The sequence below is a fragment of the Amycolatopsis xylanica genome, assembly GCF_900107045.1.
Taxonomy (GTDB): Bacteria; Actinomycetota; Actinomycetes; order Mycobacteriales; family Pseudonocardiaceae; genus Amycolatopsis; species Amycolatopsis xylanica.
The window spans coordinates 103,636-119,148 of sequence record NZ_FNON01000002.1 but is presented as its reverse complement, the minus strand read 5'-3'; the positions used below and the strand labels follow the sequence as shown (position 1 = coordinate 119,148).

Genomic DNA, 15,513 nt, shown 5'->3' with positions numbered 1-15,513 from the left:
GGAAAGCGCCCGGGATAAAGCCCGCTTTATCCCGTTGTGGCTAGAGGCGCTGGGCCGACTTGGAGCCGCGGCGGGCGGCTGAGCGCTGCCACCAGATGATGCCCAGGCCGATGAAGCCGAGCACGATCCCGGCGAACGACGTCCACACCCAGACGCCGTCGGACACGGCGAACAACACCACCAGCGCGACCGTCCAGATCGCGGTGCCTACGATCACCACCGGCGTCAGGTCGGTCAGCCTTTTGGGCAGTTCCGGGGTCGGGCGCAGCGAGGAGTTGTTCGATTCGGCCACGTGGGGCAGGGTACCTGCCGTCGGGCGAAGGGCAGGGTTTGCGATGGTGTCCACACTGGACCGTTTCTTCAAGATCACGGAGCGTGGCTCGACCGCCGGGCGGGAGATCCGCGGCGGGGTGATCACCTTCGTCACGATGGCCTACATCGTCGTGCTGAATCCGCTGATCATCGGCAGTTTCGCGCCCGACGACGCGGCGGCGCACAAGGACGTGCTCGGCGGGATCCTGCCGGTGCCGCAGGTCGCGGCCGTGACCGCGCTGGTCGCGGGCGTGCTGACCATCCTGATGGGACTCGTCGCGAACTACCCGTTCGCCATCGCCACCGGCCTCGGCATCAACAGCCTGGTCGCGGTCACCATGGCGCCGAAGATGACCTGGCCGGAGGCGATGGGCCTGGTGGTCATCGAGGGCCTGATCATCGTGCTGCTGGTGTTCACCGGCTTCCGCACGGCCGTGTTCCGCGCGGTGCCCGCACCACTGAAGTCGGCGATCGCGGTCGGCATCGGCGTGTTCATCTGCCTGATCGGGCTGGTCGACGCCGGGTTCGTCCGGCGGCTGCCGGACGACGCGCACACCACGGTCCCGGTCGGCCTCGGCATCGGCGGCTCGATCGCCTCGTGGCCGACTGCGGTGTTCGTGGTCGGGCTGCTGGTCACCGGCATCCTGGTGGCGAAGCGGGTCAAGGGCGGCATCCTGATCGGCGTGCTCGTCACGACCGTGCTGGCCATCGTGGTCGAGACGATCGTCAAGGCGGGGCCGTCGAAGGGCACGAACCCCAAGGGCTGGAACCTCGGCTATCCCGCGCTGCCGGACCAGGTGGTCGGCCTGCCGGACCTTTCGCTGGTCGGCGACGTCTCGTTCGGCGCGTGGACCCGGCTGCCGATCATCACCGTCGTGCTGTTCGTGTTCACCCTGGTGCTGGCCGACTTCTTCGACGCCATGGGCACCATGACCGGCCTCGGCAAGGAGGCCGGCCTGGTCGGCAAGGACGGCCAGCTCCCCAACATCGGCAAGGCGCTCTTCGTCGAAGGCCTCGCGGGCGCGGCCGGTGGTCTCGGCTCGGCGAGCTCCAACACCGTGTTCGTCGAGTCGGCGTCCGGTATCGCCGAGGGCGCGCGCACCGGGCTCGCGAACGTGGTCACCGGCGTGCTGTTCCTGGCCGCGATGTTCTTCACCCCGCTCTACCAGGTCGTCCCTGTCGAAGCGGCCGCACCGGCGCTGGTGGTCGTCGGCGCGCTGATGATGAGCCAGGTCAAGGACATCGACTTCACGGACTTCTCGATCGCGCTGCCCGCGTTCCTGACGATCGTGGTCATGCCGTTCACGTACTCGATCGCCAACGGCATCGGCGCGGGCTTCATCAGCTACGTCGCGATCCGCGCGGTCACCGGCAAGGCCCGCGGCGTGCACCCGCTCATGTGGCTGATCGCGGTGGCGTTCGTGGCCTACTTCGCGGTCGGCCCGATCCAAGACGCCTTGCGCTGACCGCGGGCGGAGCTACCACTCGCGGTTGCCCGGGGACCGCGACGCCGGGATAAAGCCCGCCTTACCCCGCTGGGGTCGTGAGTGTTCCGGCCGGTTCTAACCGGCGAAAACACTCACGACCCCTTTGCTCGGGTGAGGGAGGCCCTCACTCACGCCGACCGTGGATGAAGGCTCCCCTCATACCTGGGCTCCGTCCCTGGGTGAGTGCTGTTTGCGTCGTTCAACGCCGCAAACAGCACTCACGCCGCCCCCGAACGACCCCCTGTACCTGGTCAAGCGGGTTGACTGTGCGGGTTTTGCGGCGTTCAACGACGCATTTCCACCACACCCACCCCGGCCGTGGCCGAGCGAACGAGACCGTACCCACGCAAAAGCCACTTTTGTCACCGTGAGCGACACGAAGGCCGCGTTCGTGCTGAACCCGCCAAGGCCACGACCACCCGGTCGTTGACGGAGATCACCGGTCCGGCCGATAGTTCGTGAGGTATGCTAACTATATGTCCGACGACGCCCACGAGCGCTCACTGGCGAGTCGCTTGCGGCTGGCCGTCGTCCGGCTCAACCGCAAACTCCGTGCGCAGCGGGCCGGCGAGGGCGTGTCTCTGACGCAGATCTCCGCTTTGTCCACTTTGCGCAAGTGCGGGGCGCTGACCCCGGGTCAGCTGGCCGCCAAGGAGGGTGTGCAGCCGCCGTCGATGACGAGGGTCATCGCCGCGCTGGAGGAGCGTGGCTATGTCGAGCGGCGCCCGCATCCGACGGACGGCCGCCAGGCCATCGTGGAGGTTTCGGCCGCTGGGCACGCGTATGTCCAGGAGACGATCTCCGCGCGTGAGGCGTGGTTGGACGAAAAGCTAGCGGAACTGAGCGCGGAAGAGAGAGTGACCCTCTCCCGAGCCGCCGAGATCATCGACAGGATGGCGGGGAACTAACCAAGGTGCGGGGCATAACGGGTAGCGAAACGGACAGTCGGCAGACAGCACCTATTCGGAACCCGGCCCCACCCCCACCCCCGCCGAAGTCGCGCGGCGCCATGTTCTCGTCGCTGCGGATCCGCAACTACCGGCTGTTCTTCAGCGGCCAGGTGGTGTCCAACATCGGCACCTGGATGCAGCGGATCGCGCAGGACTGGCTGGTCTTCAGCCTCAGCGACCACAGCCCGGTCGCGCTCGGCATGGCCGTCGCGCTCCAGTTCACCCCGACGCTGTTCCTCTCGCTCTGGGCCGGTGTGCTCGCGGACCGCGTCGACAAGCGGCGGCTGCTCATCGGGATCCAGGCGGCCGTCGTGCTGCAGGCCACGGTGCTCGGGGTGCTCGACGTGACCGGGTTCGCCCAGCTGTGGCACGTCTACCTGCTGTGCTTCACGTTCGGCTGTACGGGCGCGCTCGAGGTGCCGACCAGGCAGTCGTTCGTCGGCGAGATGGTGGGCCGCGACCAGATCACCAACGCGGTGGCGCTGAACTCCACGATCTTCAACATGGCGCGCATCGTCGGCCCGGCCATCGCCGGGTTCGTCATCACCTGGGTCGGCACCGGCTGGCTGTTCATCGCCAACGCGGCGAGCACGGTCGCGGTGATCGCGGGCCTGGTCATGATGAACCCCGACAAGCTCTTCCGCGGCCCGGCGGTGCCCCGCGAGAAGGGGCAGCTGCGTGCGGGCCTGCGCTACGTGCGGCGGCGCTCGGACCTGATGACCGTGATGGGGCTGGTGTTCTTCGTCAGCACCTTCGGCATCACCTACTTCACCTCGCTCGCGGTCGTCGCGGCGAACGTGTTCCACACCCAGGCCGACGGTTACGGCCTGCTGTCGACGCTGCTCGCGGTCGGCACGCTCACCGGCGCGCTGATGGCGGCACGGCGCGGGACGCGCGGCGGGCCGAGTGTGCGGTTGCTGCTGCTCGCCGCGTTCAGCCTGGGAGCGCTGGAGTTCGCCACCGCGTTCATGCCGACCTACCTGGCCTTCGGTATCGCGCTGATCCCGCTCGGATACGCCACGATCACCTTCCTCAACACCGCCAACGCGCTCGTCCAGACCGCGGTCAGCCCGGAGATGCGCGGCCGCGTGATGGGCATCTACGTGCTGGTGCTGATCGGCGGCAGCCCGCTGGGCGCGCCGATGACCGGGTGGCTGGCCGCCGAGTTCGGCGGCCGGTCCGCCTTCTACGTCGGTGGCGGGATCTCGGCCATCGTCGCGGTGGTGGCGGCGATCATCCTGCTGCGCCGCGGCGGGGTGAAGCTGACCGCGCGCCGATTCGGGCGGCAACGCGTGCTGACTCGTCGCTGAGTTCTGTCGATCTGGGCCGATCCAGTTCGTGTAGAGGGCGAAACAGCCCTTACGAACTGGAGGAACCCATGATCACCGCAGTAGTCAGTATCTCCCTCGACGGCGTGATACAGGCGCCCGGCGGCGCCGACGAGGACACTCGCGGCGGATTCGCGCACGGCGGCTGGGCCACGGCCTACGGCGACGAGGTGATGGCCCGCGAGATGGGCGTCGGCCGGGGCGAGCCGCGTGCGCTGCTGTTCGGGCGGCGGACTTACGAGAGCTTCTACGCGGTCTGGCCGAACCAGCCGGAGCCCAACCCGTTCACCCAGGTGCTGAACAAGGCGCCGAAGTACGTCGCGTCCACCACGCTGGCCGAGCCACTGCCGTGGATGAACTCCACCCTGATCGAGGGCTACGTGCCCGAAGCCGTCGCCCGGCTCAAGGCCGAGAGCGACATGATCATCCTCGGCAGCGGCGCGCTGGTGCGCTCGCTATTGCCGCATGGCCTGATCGACCAGTTCGTACTGCTCATTCACCCGATCGTGCTCGGCTCGGGTGTGCGGCTCTTCGCCCATGAAGGCCCGTTCGGTGCATTCGAGCTGGTCAAGAGCGTGCCGACGACCACCGGCGTCATCATCGCGACCTATCGGACTCGGGCGAATGGGTGAGATGTGGATCTCCACGAGCCCGGTCTTGCCTGAGTTGGTGAGGTTAGGCTAACCTCATACACGTCCGCTTCGTGGTGGGAGCGGCAGTCAGTTCGGGAACGGACGGAGCCCCGGGGCCAAGCCTCGGGGCTCCGTTCATTTAGAACGTGCGCACCCGCGGCACCTGGTCCAGCTCGATCCCGAAGTGCGCCCGGTAGGCACCGAGGATCTCCGCGTCGCCGGTCAGTGTGCGCTCCTCGCGCACGCCGTCGACGGTTTCGATCAACTTGTCGCCCGAAAGAGTGACCCGCCCGGCAGGGGTCGGCCGCGAACACGTCAGGCTCTTCGTGAAGTGCGACTTCGGCGAGGTCGAGTGCCACCACGCCATCGGCACGAACTCGGTCAGCTCGCGCGGCCTCGGCTCGATCCGGTTCGTCGGCTTGCCGTCGTGCAGCACGTCGAGGTCGCCGAACGGCGCCTCACGCACCTCGAACTCGCCTTCCGGATCGGCCTGCGGTCCCCGGAAATCGAGCCGCAGCGGATACCGGCAGAACCGGCCGAACCCGACATCGGCCAGCCACGGCTCGTCGAGTTCGACGCGCAGCGCGAGGTGGTCGTAGGGCGGCCCGAGCCTGCCCTCGGCGCCGAACACGCGCACGGCGTGCAGCGTCACCTCGAAGCCGAGTTCGCGCAGCAGCCACGCGAAAGCGCCGTTGAGCTCGAAGCAGAAGCCGCCGCGGCCACGCTGGACGATCTTGTCGACCAGCGCGGCGGGGTCGAGATCGATCGGCTCCGGCAGGTGCACGCTCAGGTTCTCGAAAGGCACGCGCAGCAGATGGGCTTCCTGCAGTGTGCGCAGCGCCGCGGCGTCGAGCTTCGCCGGGCGTTCGACGCCGAGTCTCGCCAGATACGCGTTCACGTCCATGTCGTTCCCCCGGGTTTAGATGCGAAAAGGGGCCCTCCCAGGCGGAAGGGCCCCTTTGCCGACGAGAGCCTCAGCCGAGCAGGAGGCCGTTGCCGCCGGCGACGGCGTTGTCGAACCGCTTGCTGATCTCGGCCCAGTTGAAGATGTTCCAGAGCGCCTCGACGTACTTCGGCTTGACGTTCTTGTAGTCGAGGTAGAAGGCGTGCTCCCAGACGTCGACCAGCAGGATCGGCGTGGTCGGCAGCACCAGGTTGTTGTGGTGGTCGCGCAGCTGCTGGGTGATCAGCGTCTTGCCGATCGGGTCCCAGGACAGCGCGCCCCAGCCGTTGCCCTGGATGGTGGTGGCCACCGCGGTGAACTGCGCCTTGAACTTGTCGAACGAGCCGAACGCCTCGTCGATCGCGGCCGCGAGCTCGCCGGTCGGCTTGTCGCCGCCTTCCGGGGACAGGATCTTCCACCACACCACGTGGTTGGCGTGCCCGGCCAGGTGGAACGCCAGCGTGGTCTGCAGGCCGACGATGTCGCCGAAGTTGCCCGCGTCGCGCGCCTCGGCGATCTTGTCGAGGGTGTCGTTCGCGCCCTTGACGTAGGTCGCGTGGTGCTTGCTGTGGTGCAGCTCGTTGATCTCGGCGGAGATATGCGGCGCGAGGGCGCTGTAGTCGTAGTCGAGATCGGGGAGCTCGTACCGGGCCATTGGCCCTCCTTCATCGTTTCGACACAAGTCTTTCGGTAACGAACCTAGTAGCACTCGCCCATCCGTGGCGACCTGGGGCCGCGCTGTCTTTCAGGCTGGAACGCTCAGGTTCTCCAGCGGTGTTCCCGAGGGGGCATCGCCGTAAACCCAGCCTGCTACCTCGACCTAACTGGAGGTCAACGGGCTGTGACGGCCGTCGCTCCCCGTGTTCATCTGAAATTTATTCACGAAATAGGTGTGCCGGTCGGGTGGCCGGCTGAATACTGGCCCTCGTTCCCAGTGCTGTCACACGCCCAGCGAGGAGAACCACCTTGATCCCCAGCCGTCACCTGTTCACGGCTCTGGCGGGCGCCTTCGCGCTCGCCGTGTCGGTCCCCGCCGTCGCCGGCGCCACCCCGCCCAGCGCGCTCCCGCAGAACGCGGACGGGCTGGAACAGACGTTTTCGCCCGCCTACGACTACGACAAGGACGGTTGCTACGCCTCGCCCGCGATCGGCCGCGACGGCACGATCGCACCCGGTCTCGGCATGGGCGGCGACGTCAACGGCCAGTGCCGTGACCAGTCCGACCTCGACAACGTCAACACCTACGCGCGCTACAAGTGCAACAACGGCTGGTGCGCCATCATGTACGGCTCGTACTTCGAAAAGGACCAGGTCTCACTCGGCCCCGGCTCCGCCGGGCACCGGCACGACTGGGAGCACAACGTCGTCTGGGTGAAGGACAACGTCGCCCAGTACGTCTCGACCTCACAGCACGGCGGCTACGCGATCCACACGCGCGACAACATCCGCTGGGACGGCACGCATCCCAAGGTCGTCTACCACAAGGACGGCATCAGCACGCACTGCTTCCGCGCCGCGAACGGCAACGACGAGCCACCGGAGAACCACTATCACAACTGGCGGTACCCGGCGCTCGTCGGCTGGAACGGCTATCCGAGCGGCCTGCGCGACAAGCTGGTCAACGCCGACTTCGGCAGCGCCAGCTTCGCCTTGAAGGACGGCAACTTCGCCGGGCAGCTCGCCAAGGCGAAGCCCGCGGGCATCCCGTTCGACCCGAACGCGTAGTGGTGGCCGGGCGGCCTGGGAAGTCAGGCCGCCCGGTACTTGTCCATGCCGTCGGCGAGTTCCGCGAAGACGGCGATGTTGCACTCGAACGCCACCAGCGTCTCGTCGATGATCCGGGCGCGCTCGTCTTCGGACCACGGCGCCTCGTCGAGCAGCGTGCGGTAGCGGTCGCGGAACGCGGGCGCGCTGCCGATCTCGTCGAAGTGGTAGAACAGCGAGCCGTCCCCGGTGACCTCGTACTTCTTCGCGATGAGCCGCCGGATCACCTGGCCGCCCGCGATGTCGCCGAGATAGCGCGTGTAGTGGTGCGCGACGTAGCCGCCCGCCCACGAGGACGCCTCGCGCACGCGCCGCGCGTACGCCAGCGTCGCGGGCAGCGGGGTGACCTTGGCCGGCCAGTCCCGGCCGATGAGGTGGTTCAGGTCGCGGTCGAGCTTCGGCAGCCTGCGCAGCTCGTCGAAGACGAAGGCCGACCCGACCGGGTCGATCCGCATCCGGTCGCTGGCCTGCTCGATCGCCTGATAGATGAAGTAGTACTGGACGGCCAGCTGTGTGTAGCCCGCCAGTGTGAGCTCGCCACCGAGCAGCGCGTTCATGTAGCCGGAGTGGTTGGCCTTGTCGTGCACGCCCAGTGTGGAGCTGCGGAGCGTCTTCGAGAACGGGATCTGCTCGAGGTCCGTGGTCATCCGTCGACTCCTCTTTCTGACAAGCTGTCAGAAAGAGCTTAGGTGATGGATCCGGGTTAGGCTACCCTAAATTAGCGTGATTCACTCGAACCGACCGCGCGCAGCACGAACCGGACCGCCGCGTCGATGGCGGATTCGACCTGCTCAGGTGGCACGTCGATGATCGAGCGGGTGGACAGCGCCGAGGTGATCATCGGGATCAGGATGTCCGGATCCTCATCGGCGAGCTGCCCGCTGCGCCTGCCCGCCGCGAGGATTTCGCGCAGCTGCCCGGTGATCGGGTCGGCGTGCGCGCTGATCCGCCGGTACGCGGCGGGCGCCAGCGCCGACGCGAGCGCGGTGCCCGGCGGCAGGTGGTACTCGGCGAGTACCCGCAGCTGGAGCCTGACGAAGGTGGCCAGCTTGGCCACCGGGTCTTCGACCGCGCCGACGGCTTCGTCGAGACGCTCGACGTAGCGCGTCGCCTCGTCCTCGACGAAGGCGACGAGCAGGGATTCCTTGTCGGGGAAGTGGTTGTACATCGCGGTGCGGCCGAGCCCGGCCTCTGCCGCGACCCCGGCCAGCGTCACCGCGTCGAAACCGCGTTCGTAGAGCTGGGTGCGCAGGACGTCGAAGACCTTGGCGCGGACCTGCTGCCGATGCGCCTCGAGCGACCCGCCGATGATCTTCGGCATCAGCTGCTCGCTTCGCGCCAGAAGATGTCCGCGACCTCGTCGCGGGTACGCCACGCTCGCTGCATCCCACCATCGTTACACAAAGGCCGTGAGCGTTGCGGCCGGTTCTGGGGTGGGAACAAGGGGCGCCTTAGTAACGCTAGAGGTGACAAGGGGCGCCCTTGTCACCTCCTTCGCGTGCGTTCCTTGCTGGGCGGGTGACGAACGGGGCGTTTGTAACGGTGAGGGTGACGAAAGTGGCTTCCGTGCGGATCTCGGACGAACACCAGGCCTGGGGTCGTGAGTGGTATAGCCGGTTCTAACCGGCCGGAACACTCACGACTCCTGAGGTGGGTCAGTCTTCGACCGGCCAGGTGTGCACCGGGGTCTCGCCCTCGGACAGCTCGAGGTAGCGGCCGAGCATGCGGGTCAGCGCCGCGTCGCGCTCGAGGCCGTGTTCCTGCGCCCGCAGGACGTAGTCGCGTTGCCAGGACGAACCGGTGCGGCGCGCGAGGCAGCGCTGCTCGATGATGCCGAGGTAGCGCTCGCGGGCTTCGTCGGAGACGTCGGAGCGGCGCAGGCCTTCGTGTGCCATGGGCAGCAGGACGCGCAGGACGAGCTCGTCCGGCGGGATCCAGCCGATGCCCGGCCAGTAGAGCTGGGCGTCGAAACCCTGGCGTGCGCCCGCGTAAAGGTTTTCCTCGGCGGCTTGGAAGGACATCTGGGACCAGACCGGGCGGTCGGACTCGGCGAGTGCCCGTTGCGCGCCATAGAAGAACGCCGCGTTGGCGACGATGTCGAGCACGGTCGGGCCCGCCGCCAGCACGCGGTTCTCCACCCGGAGGTGGGGCAGGCCGTCCACGACGTCGTACACCGGGCGGTTCCATCTCCACACGGTCCCGTTGTGCATGCGGAGCTCGGTGAGCTTGGGCGCGTTGCCGGACTCGAGCGCCTCGATCGGGTCCTCGGCGTCGGTTTCCGGGAGCAGGCCGGGGAAATAGCGGACGTTCTCCTCGAACAGGTCGAAGATCGACGTGATCCAGCGCTCGCCGAACCACACGCGCGGCCGCACGCCCTGGTTCTTGAGCTCCTCCGGCCTGGTGTCGGTCGCCTGCAGGAAAAGCGGGATGCGGGTCTCGTGCCACAGTGCCTTGCCCAGCAGGAACGGCGAGTTCGCGCCGAGCGCGACCTGTACGCCGGCCAGGCACTGCGCGGCGTTCCAATGCGCGGCGAACTCCTCCGGCGCGACCTGCAGGTGCAGCTGCACGGAGGTGCAGGCCGCCTCGGGCAGTATCGACTCGGCGTAACTGCGCAGCCGCTCGGGTTTGTGGCCTTCGAGTGCCGCGCCTTCCATGGCCAGCACGGTGTGCTCGCCGCGGGCGGCGAAGATTTCGTCGTTCAGCAACGAGTATCGCGCGTTGTTGGTGAGCCACTTCTGGTCGAAGTGCTCATGTCTCAGCGTGGGCAGGATGCCGATCATCGCGAGCAGCGAGCCGGCGCCTTCGGCCTTCGAGCGCGCCGCTGAGAGGTACGCGCGGAGGTCTTCTTCCAGTGTCAGCGCGGAATCCCCGGCGAGCGGGCGGGGCGGCACGTTGAGTTCCAGGTTGTGCTGGCCCAGTTCGGTGGTGAACGAGGGGTCGTTCAGCGCGTCCAGCACCGTGGTGTTGGTCATCGACGGCCGCATCTCGCGGTCGACCAGGTTCAGCTCGACCTCGAGGCCGATGTTCTTGCGGGGAAAGGAAAAACTGCCGTCCGAAAGCATGCGGGCGAGCGTGTCGAGACAGCGCTGGACCTTACGGCGGTACCGCCCTCGATCACGCGAGGTGAAGGTGTCCGCCGACAGGTCCTGGCCCATGGTGGTCCTTTGCGCTCGTCGTCGTTGTGGTGCTGCCCGGGCGTTGTTACTACCCGGTTGACCACCGTTTCACGCACGACGGAATCGGTATAGCGCCAATCTGGTGCTGTCTGTCACCGGTGGTTAACAGCGAGCCAAAACTGCGCCGTTCGTCGCAGGGGAGGCCATGGCGTTCGGACCAATGCGGCTCCAACCCGGCGGATGAAACACTCATCTGGTGGTACAGATGATCTCCGTCGATGATGTGACCGATTCGAGACTTGACGATTTCCGTGATCTCGCCACGGCCGATCGCCGCCCCGACCGCCCCGGCGGCCGTGGCCTGGTGATCGCCGAGGGGACCGTGGTCGTCGGGCGGCTGCTGGAATCCCGCTACCCGGTACGGGCTTTGCTCGGGGTGGAGCGCCGGATCGGCGAACTCGACCTCTCCGGTGTCGACGCGCCCGCGTACGTCGCGTCGGCCGACACGATGGCGCGGGTCGTCGGGTTCCACCTCAACCGCGGCGTGCTCGCGGTGGCCGACCGGCCGGTGCAGCCGACGGCCGGGGAGATCATCGACGGCGCGCGCGTGGTCGCCGTGCTGGAAGGCGTGCAGGACCACGAGAACCTGGGGTCGATCTTCCGCAACGCCGCCGCGCTCGGCATCGACGGCGTGCTGCTCGGCGCCGGCTGTTCCGACCCGCTGTACCGGCGGAGCGTGCGGGTCTCGATGGGGCACGTGCTGCGCGTCCCGTTCGCGACCTTCGACGAGTGGCCGAATGGACTGGACCAGTTGCGGGAACGTGGCTTCACCATCGCCGCGCTGACCCCGCGTGCGGACGCGGTTTCCTTGCGTTCCTTGGGTGATTTCGAGCGCGTCGCGGTGCTGCTGGGCTCGGAAGGGCCAGGATTGACCCCGGTCGCGCTGGCCGCGTCCGACCTCGCGGTGCGCATCCCGATGGCAGGCGGGGTCGACTCGCTCAACGTGGCCACCGCGGCGGCCGTGGCGTTTTACGAACTGGCCGGTAAATTGAGCTCGGCTGACGGGAGGTACCTGGGTGGAGCTGCGGATCCGCGGTGATCGTGCGGTGCTGGCCGGGCCCGGCGGGCCCGCCGCGCGCGAGATCGACCCGCGTTCGCTGGCGATCGGCGCCGACCTGGCCGAGGCACTGCACGAGTGGGCGCGCGTCGCGTCCGCCGTCCAGCGCGAGAACGGCGAATCCGAGGCGGCGGCGGTGGTTTCCCAGCGCGGCAGGCAACTGGCCGCGCGCGTCGCGGCGGTGATGAACACCCCGGTCCGCTACCTCGACCCGGTCACCGAGGTCGAGACGGTCGTCGACCCGCACCCGCCCGAGGTGACCGAACCCGCCATCTCGGTGACCGAACGCCTGCTCGGCGCGCGGGCTTCCGAGGACGAGCCGACCCCGTGGCTGACCGGTCTCACGATCTCGCTCTTCGTCGGCGCGGTGATCGTCGTGGCCATGCTCGCGCTGGCGACCACCCTCGCCAAGGAGACCACCGGCTTCCTCGCGATCGCGGCCTCGGCGGTGGTGACCGCCGGGCTCACCCCGTCGCTGTGGCTCGCCCGCAAGCTCCCGATCGTGCGCTGGGTGGCGCTCGGCGCAGGCGCGGGCGTGGCGATCGCCTGGATCGGCGTACTGGTCGTGTCGCTGTGACACCCCTCGAGTCGCTGCGCCGCATCTGCCTCGCGCTGCCGGAGGCGACCGAACGGCTCAGCCACAACGAGCCTGCGTGGTTCGTCCGCGGCAAGAAGACCTTCGCGATGTTCGCGGACCGCCATCACGACGACCGCGTCGGCTTCTGGTGCCCGGCCCCGCCCGGCGCGCAGGAGGAGCTGGTCGGCGCCGAGCCGGAGCGCTTCTACCGGCCGCCGTACGTCGGTGTGCACGGCTGGCTGGGCGTGCGCTTGGACGTCGACGTCGACTGGGACGAGATCGCGGCGATCGTGCTCGACGCCTACCGCCTGGTCGCGCCCAAGAAGCTCTTGGCCGAGCTGGACGCCGCCAAAGAGTCGTGAGAACGGGATAAAGCGGGCTTTATCCCGGAAAAGCACCCGGGATAAAGCCCGCTTTATCCCGCGTTAGCCGCGCTGGGAGCGGACGCCGAGCAGGACGTCTTCCCACGACGGGATCGTCGGGTGGTTCTTCTTCGACTTCGGGCGCGGCGCCGGTTCGGGCTTGGCCTGGGGCGCCGGCTCCTCGGCGGGCACGCGCGGGATCTCGCGCGTCTCCTCCTCGGGCTCGACCTCGATGACGTCGGCGAGCGGCTCGGCCGAGTCGAGCGTCGGCTGCTCGGCGTCCTCGACCGGGTCGGGCTCGACCGCGCGCAGCTGGCGGGGCGCGCGGTAGGAATTGGGGTCGAGCAGGTCGTCGGCGTGCTCGTCGAGCGCGTGGACGGTGCCGCCGTGCGCTCCCGGCGAGAACGACCAGTGCGCGCGGTTGTCCGAGCGGCCCGCCTTCCAGCGGAGCACGACGACCCACTTGCCGTCGTCGCCCTTCCAGGAGTCCCACTTGGCCTGCGAGTAGTCGTGGCCGCGCACGCCGAAGGAGTACGCGACGACCTCGCCGAGCGTCTGCACGTCGGGGCCGTCTTCGCGGATCGGGTGCGCGTGCTGGGCGAGTTCGGCGGTGCGTGAGCGCTCGAGCAGGACCGGGTACGCGTACCGCTCGATGCGCTGCTCCGGAACCCCCGCCGTGGCCGCGACCTGGGCGACGGACTCGCCTGCCCGGATCCGGGCCTGGATCTCGCGTGGCCGCATCTGACTCTCCAACTCGATTTCGATCTGGCCGAGCCGGGTGATGTCTCCCCTCGCCGCCGCCCGCAGTCTCTCATCGGCGGGCAGCAGGAAACGCGTGCGGCTCGCCGGGTCTTCGCACACGATGGACTTGCCGTCCTCGTGCAACCCGACAACCCGTAGCGCTCGCATCTCCGCCTCCCCGGATACTTCACCGTTGTGGGTGTCCACGTTAGAACGGCGCGTCGACTTGACGGGCTAGGCGCGCCGAGTATTCACTCTTCTGTTTTCTCGTTGATCATGAGTGTCACCCACCGGAACAGTCGACTTTGTGTGACACGCCGGGCACGCTAGGCCACGAAGGTGTGTCATCAGCGAGCGAGCCGCACGGTGACGATCAGCCCGCCCCGGCGCCCCGGCTCCGCCATCGCCGTCCCGCCGTGCGCCTGCGCCACCGAGCGCACGATCGACAGCCCGAGCCCGGCGTTGCGCGAGTCCGTCCGCTCGCCCGACAAGCGCCTGAACGGCTCGAACAGGCCGGGGACCGCGTCGAGCGGGACGACCGGGCCGGAGTTGCGGACCACCAGCGCCGGGTCGTTCCCGACGTCGACGTGCACCCAGCCGCCGCGCTGGTTGTATGTGATCGCGTTGTGCACGAGGTTCGTCACGAGCCGCTCCAGCAGCACCGGGTCACCCGAGACCGGCCGCGGCCGCACCCGCGACTCGATCGTCACGCCCGCCTCCTCCGCCATCGCCGCCGACGACCGGATCACCGCGTTGACGACCTCGTCCAGCCGGACCGGCGACCGCGACACCAGGCCGCGGTCACTGCGAGCGAGCACCAGCAGGCCCTCGATCATCCTTTCGCTTCGCTCGTTCGTGTACAGCAGCTGTTCGCCGAGCTTGCGCACCTCGGGCTTGACGTCCGGGTCGGCCATCGCCACCTCGACCAGGGTGCGCTGCACCGCCAGCGGGGTCCGCAGCTCGTGCGACGCGTTCGCGACGAACCGCTTCTGGCTGTCGAAGGAGACCGCGAGCCGGTCGAGCATGCCGTCGAAGGTGTCGGCCAGCTCCTTCAGCTCGTCCTGGGGACCCTCGTGGTTGATCCGGCGTTCCATGTTCTCGGCGCCGAGCTTGCGCGCGGTCGCGGTGATCGAATGCAGCGGCCGCAGCACCCGGCTCGCCACCACCCAGCCGAGCAGCACCGCCAGCACGGCCGTGATCACCAGCGCGAGAATCGACTGACCGAGCAAAGTGGACAGTGTGGTCGACCGGTAGTCCTCCAGCGAGTCGACGGCGAACACCGCGGCCTGCGTCGGCGCGCTGGTCGGGCTGATCTGCTGCATCGGGATGGCGGGGGCCATCGTCACGTTCAGCTGCTGCGTCTTGGCCGCGACGAAGCTGGTCGCCTGCGGCAGCTTGTCGCTCACCAGCAGGTAGTTGATGAACATCAGGGCGACGCCGACCAGCAGGAACAGCCCGCCGTACAGCGCGGTCAGCTTGGCGCGCACCGAGATGCCGTTCATGAGCCGAACCGGTAACCCGCGCCGGGCACGGTCTCGATCAGCTGCGGCTGCCCGAGCTTGCGGCGCAGGGTCATCACCGCGACGCGGACCGCGTTGGTGAACGGGTCCGCGTGCTCGTCCCAGGCCTTCTCGAGCAGGTCTTCGGCGCTGACCACCGTGCCCTCCGCGCGCATGAGCACCTCGAGCACGGCGAACTCCTTCGGCGAGAGCGGCAGGAACCGGCCGTCGCGCGCGGCCTGGTGGCGCGGCAGATCGAGCACGACGCCGCCGCGTTCGAGCACCGGCGGCAACGCGGGCCTGGCGCGCCGGGCGAGCGCCTGCACCCTGGCCACCAGCTCGGCGAACGCGAACGGCTTGGTCAGGTAGTCGTCGGCGCCGAGCCCGAGGCCGTTCACGCGGTCGGTGACATCCGCGGCCGCGGTCAGCATCAGGACCCTGGCCTCCCCGCCCGCCGACAGCACCGCGCGGCACACGTCGTCGCCGTGCACCACGGGCAGATCGCGGTCGAGCACGACCACGTCGTAGTCGTGCACACCGACCCGCAACAGGGCCTCGGCGCCGTCGTAGACCACGTCGACGGCCATCGAAAGCCGCCGCAGTCCCTCGGCGATCGTGTCCGCCATCAGCCGCTCGTCTTCAACCACCAATACCCGCACTCGATCAGTGTCAGGTATCGGGGGAT

General features: G+C 68.5%; 17 protein-coding genes. 8 read left to right on the top strand and 9 right to left on the bottom strand.

Annotation, left to right across the window (positions count from 1 at the left end; genetic code table 11):
* Positions 1-40: 40 nt before the first annotated feature.
* Positions 41-268: a DUF2530 domain-containing protein gene (locus BLV57_RS08220; protein WP_091289016.1), complete on the bottom strand. Its 228-nt coding sequence runs from the start codon at positions 266-268 to the stop codon at positions 41-43.
* Positions 269-335: 67 nt separating this feature from the next.
* On the opposite strand from BLV57_RS08220, the gene BLV57_RS08215 reads away from it, so the two are divergent.
* The 4 genes from BLV57_RS08215 to BLV57_RS08200 all read left to right on the top strand — a co-directional run bounded on the left by BLV57_RS08215 (position 336) and on the right by BLV57_RS08200 (position 4,709).
* Positions 336-1,778 (top strand): NCS2 family permease, encoded by a 1,443-nt coding sequence (locus tag BLV57_RS08215; RefSeq protein WP_091288057.1) that lies wholly within the window; start codon positions 336-338, stop codon positions 1,776-1,778.
* A 497-nt stretch (positions 1,779-2,275) separates the two neighbouring features.
* Positions 2,276-2,707: a MarR family winged helix-turn-helix transcriptional regulator gene (locus tag BLV57_RS08210; protein ID WP_091288056.1), complete on the top strand. Its 432-nt coding sequence runs from the start codon at positions 2,276-2,278 to the stop codon at positions 2,705-2,707.
* A 101-nt stretch (positions 2,708-2,808) separates the two neighbouring features.
* A complete protein-coding gene (locus BLV57_RS08205; RefSeq protein WP_091288055.1) occupies positions 2,809-4,059 on the top strand; it encodes an MFS transporter in 1,251 nt (416 codons plus the stop codon).
* Between the two features lie 68 nt (positions 4,060-4,127).
* Positions 4,128-4,709 carry a dihydrofolate reductase family protein gene (locus BLV57_RS08200; RefSeq protein ID WP_091288054.1) on the top strand — a complete coding sequence of 194 codons (582 nt, stop codon included), beginning with the start codon at positions 4,128-4,130 and terminating at the stop codon, positions 4,707-4,709.
* Between the two features lie 139 nt (positions 4,710-4,848).
* On the opposite strand, the gene BLV57_RS08195 is transcribed toward BLV57_RS08200, so the two are convergent.
* Both BLV57_RS08195 and BLV57_RS08190 read right to left on the bottom strand, forming a co-directional pair.
* On the bottom strand, positions 4,849-5,613 hold the full coding sequence (locus BLV57_RS08195) for an arylamine N-acetyltransferase family protein (protein ID WP_091288053.1): 765 nt from the start codon (positions 5,611-5,613) through the stop codon (positions 4,849-4,851).
* A 70-nt stretch (positions 5,614-5,683) separates the two neighbouring features.
* Positions 5,684-6,307, bottom strand: coding sequence for a superoxide dismutase (locus tag BLV57_RS08190; RefSeq protein WP_091288052.1), 624 nt, complete (start codon positions 6,305-6,307; stop codon positions 5,684-5,686).
* Positions 6,308-6,618: 311 nt separating this feature from the next.
* Between BLV57_RS08190 and BLV57_RS08185 the strand changes: the two genes are divergently transcribed.
* Positions 6,619-7,377 carry an NPP1 family protein gene (locus BLV57_RS08185; RefSeq protein ID WP_091288051.1) on the top strand — a complete coding sequence of 253 codons (759 nt, stop codon included), beginning with the start codon at positions 6,619-6,621 and terminating at the stop codon, positions 7,375-7,377.
* A gap of 23 nt (positions 7,378-7,400) precedes the next feature.
* Here the strand turns inward: BLV57_RS08185 and BLV57_RS08180 are convergent, their stop codons facing one another.
* The 3 genes from BLV57_RS08180 to BLV57_RS08170 all read right to left on the bottom strand — a co-directional run bounded on the left by BLV57_RS08180 (position 7,401) and on the right by BLV57_RS08170 (position 10,571).
* Positions 7,401-8,063 carry a biliverdin-producing heme oxygenase gene (locus tag BLV57_RS08180; protein WP_091288050.1) on the bottom strand — a complete coding sequence of 221 codons (663 nt, stop codon included), beginning with the start codon at positions 8,061-8,063 and terminating at the stop codon, positions 7,401-7,403.
* Between the two features lie 71 nt (positions 8,064-8,134).
* Positions 8,135-8,737, bottom strand: a complete 603-nt coding sequence (locus tag BLV57_RS08175) for a TetR/AcrR family transcriptional regulator (protein WP_091288049.1) — start codon at positions 8,735-8,737, stop codon at positions 8,135-8,137.
* Between the two features lie 334 nt (positions 8,738-9,071).
* Positions 9,072-10,571, bottom strand: coding sequence for a glutamate-cysteine ligase family protein (locus BLV57_RS08170; RefSeq protein WP_091288048.1), 1,500 nt, complete (start codon positions 10,569-10,571; stop codon positions 9,072-9,074).
* A gap of 226 nt (positions 10,572-10,797) precedes the next feature.
* Here BLV57_RS08170 and BLV57_RS08165 point away from each other — a divergent pair, with 226 nt between their 5' ends.
* Genes BLV57_RS08165 through BLV57_RS08155 form a run of 3 tightly spaced genes read left to right on the top strand, consistent with a single transcriptional unit; the run spans position 10,798 to position 12,588 of the window.
* Entirely contained in the window at positions 10,798-11,631 is an 834-nt protein-coding gene (locus BLV57_RS08165; RefSeq protein ID WP_425425967.1) for a TrmH family RNA methyltransferase, read from the top strand.
* A complete protein-coding gene (locus BLV57_RS08160) occupies positions 11,609-12,226 on the top strand; it encodes a DUF2537 domain-containing protein (RefSeq protein WP_091288046.1) in 618 nt (205 codons plus the stop codon). The genes BLV57_RS08165 and BLV57_RS08160 overlap by 23 nt, the downstream gene beginning before the upstream one ends.
* On the top strand, positions 12,223-12,588 hold the full coding sequence (locus BLV57_RS08155; RefSeq protein ID WP_091288045.1) for an MmcQ/YjbR family DNA-binding protein: 366 nt from the start codon (positions 12,223-12,225) through the stop codon (positions 12,586-12,588). Before BLV57_RS08160 ends, BLV57_RS08155 begins: the two co-directional genes overlap by 4 nt.
* A 63-nt stretch (positions 12,589-12,651) precedes the next feature.
* On the opposite strand, the gene sepH is transcribed toward BLV57_RS08155, so the two are convergent.
* The 3 genes from sepH to BLV57_RS08140 all read right to left on the bottom strand — a co-directional run bounded on the left by sepH (position 12,652) and on the right by BLV57_RS08140 (position 15,487).
* The gene (gene sepH, locus BLV57_RS08150; protein WP_091288044.1) at positions 12,652-13,497 is read right to left on the bottom strand and encodes a septation protein SepH; all 846 of its coding nucleotides are present in this window, start codon (positions 13,495-13,497) and stop codon (positions 12,652-12,654) included.
* Positions 13,498-13,676: 179 nt separating this feature from the next.
* The gene (locus BLV57_RS08145; RefSeq protein ID WP_091288043.1) at positions 13,677-14,831 is read right to left on the bottom strand and encodes a sensor histidine kinase; all 1,155 of its coding nucleotides are present in this window, start codon (positions 14,829-14,831) and stop codon (positions 13,677-13,679) included.
* Complete coding sequence (locus tag BLV57_RS08140; protein ID WP_091288042.1) at positions 14,828-15,487, bottom strand: response regulator transcription factor; 660 nt, start codon at positions 15,485-15,487, stop codon at positions 14,828-14,830. Before BLV57_RS08140 ends, BLV57_RS08145 begins: the two co-directional genes overlap by 4 nt.
* Positions 15,488-15,513 lie beyond the last annotated feature (26 nt).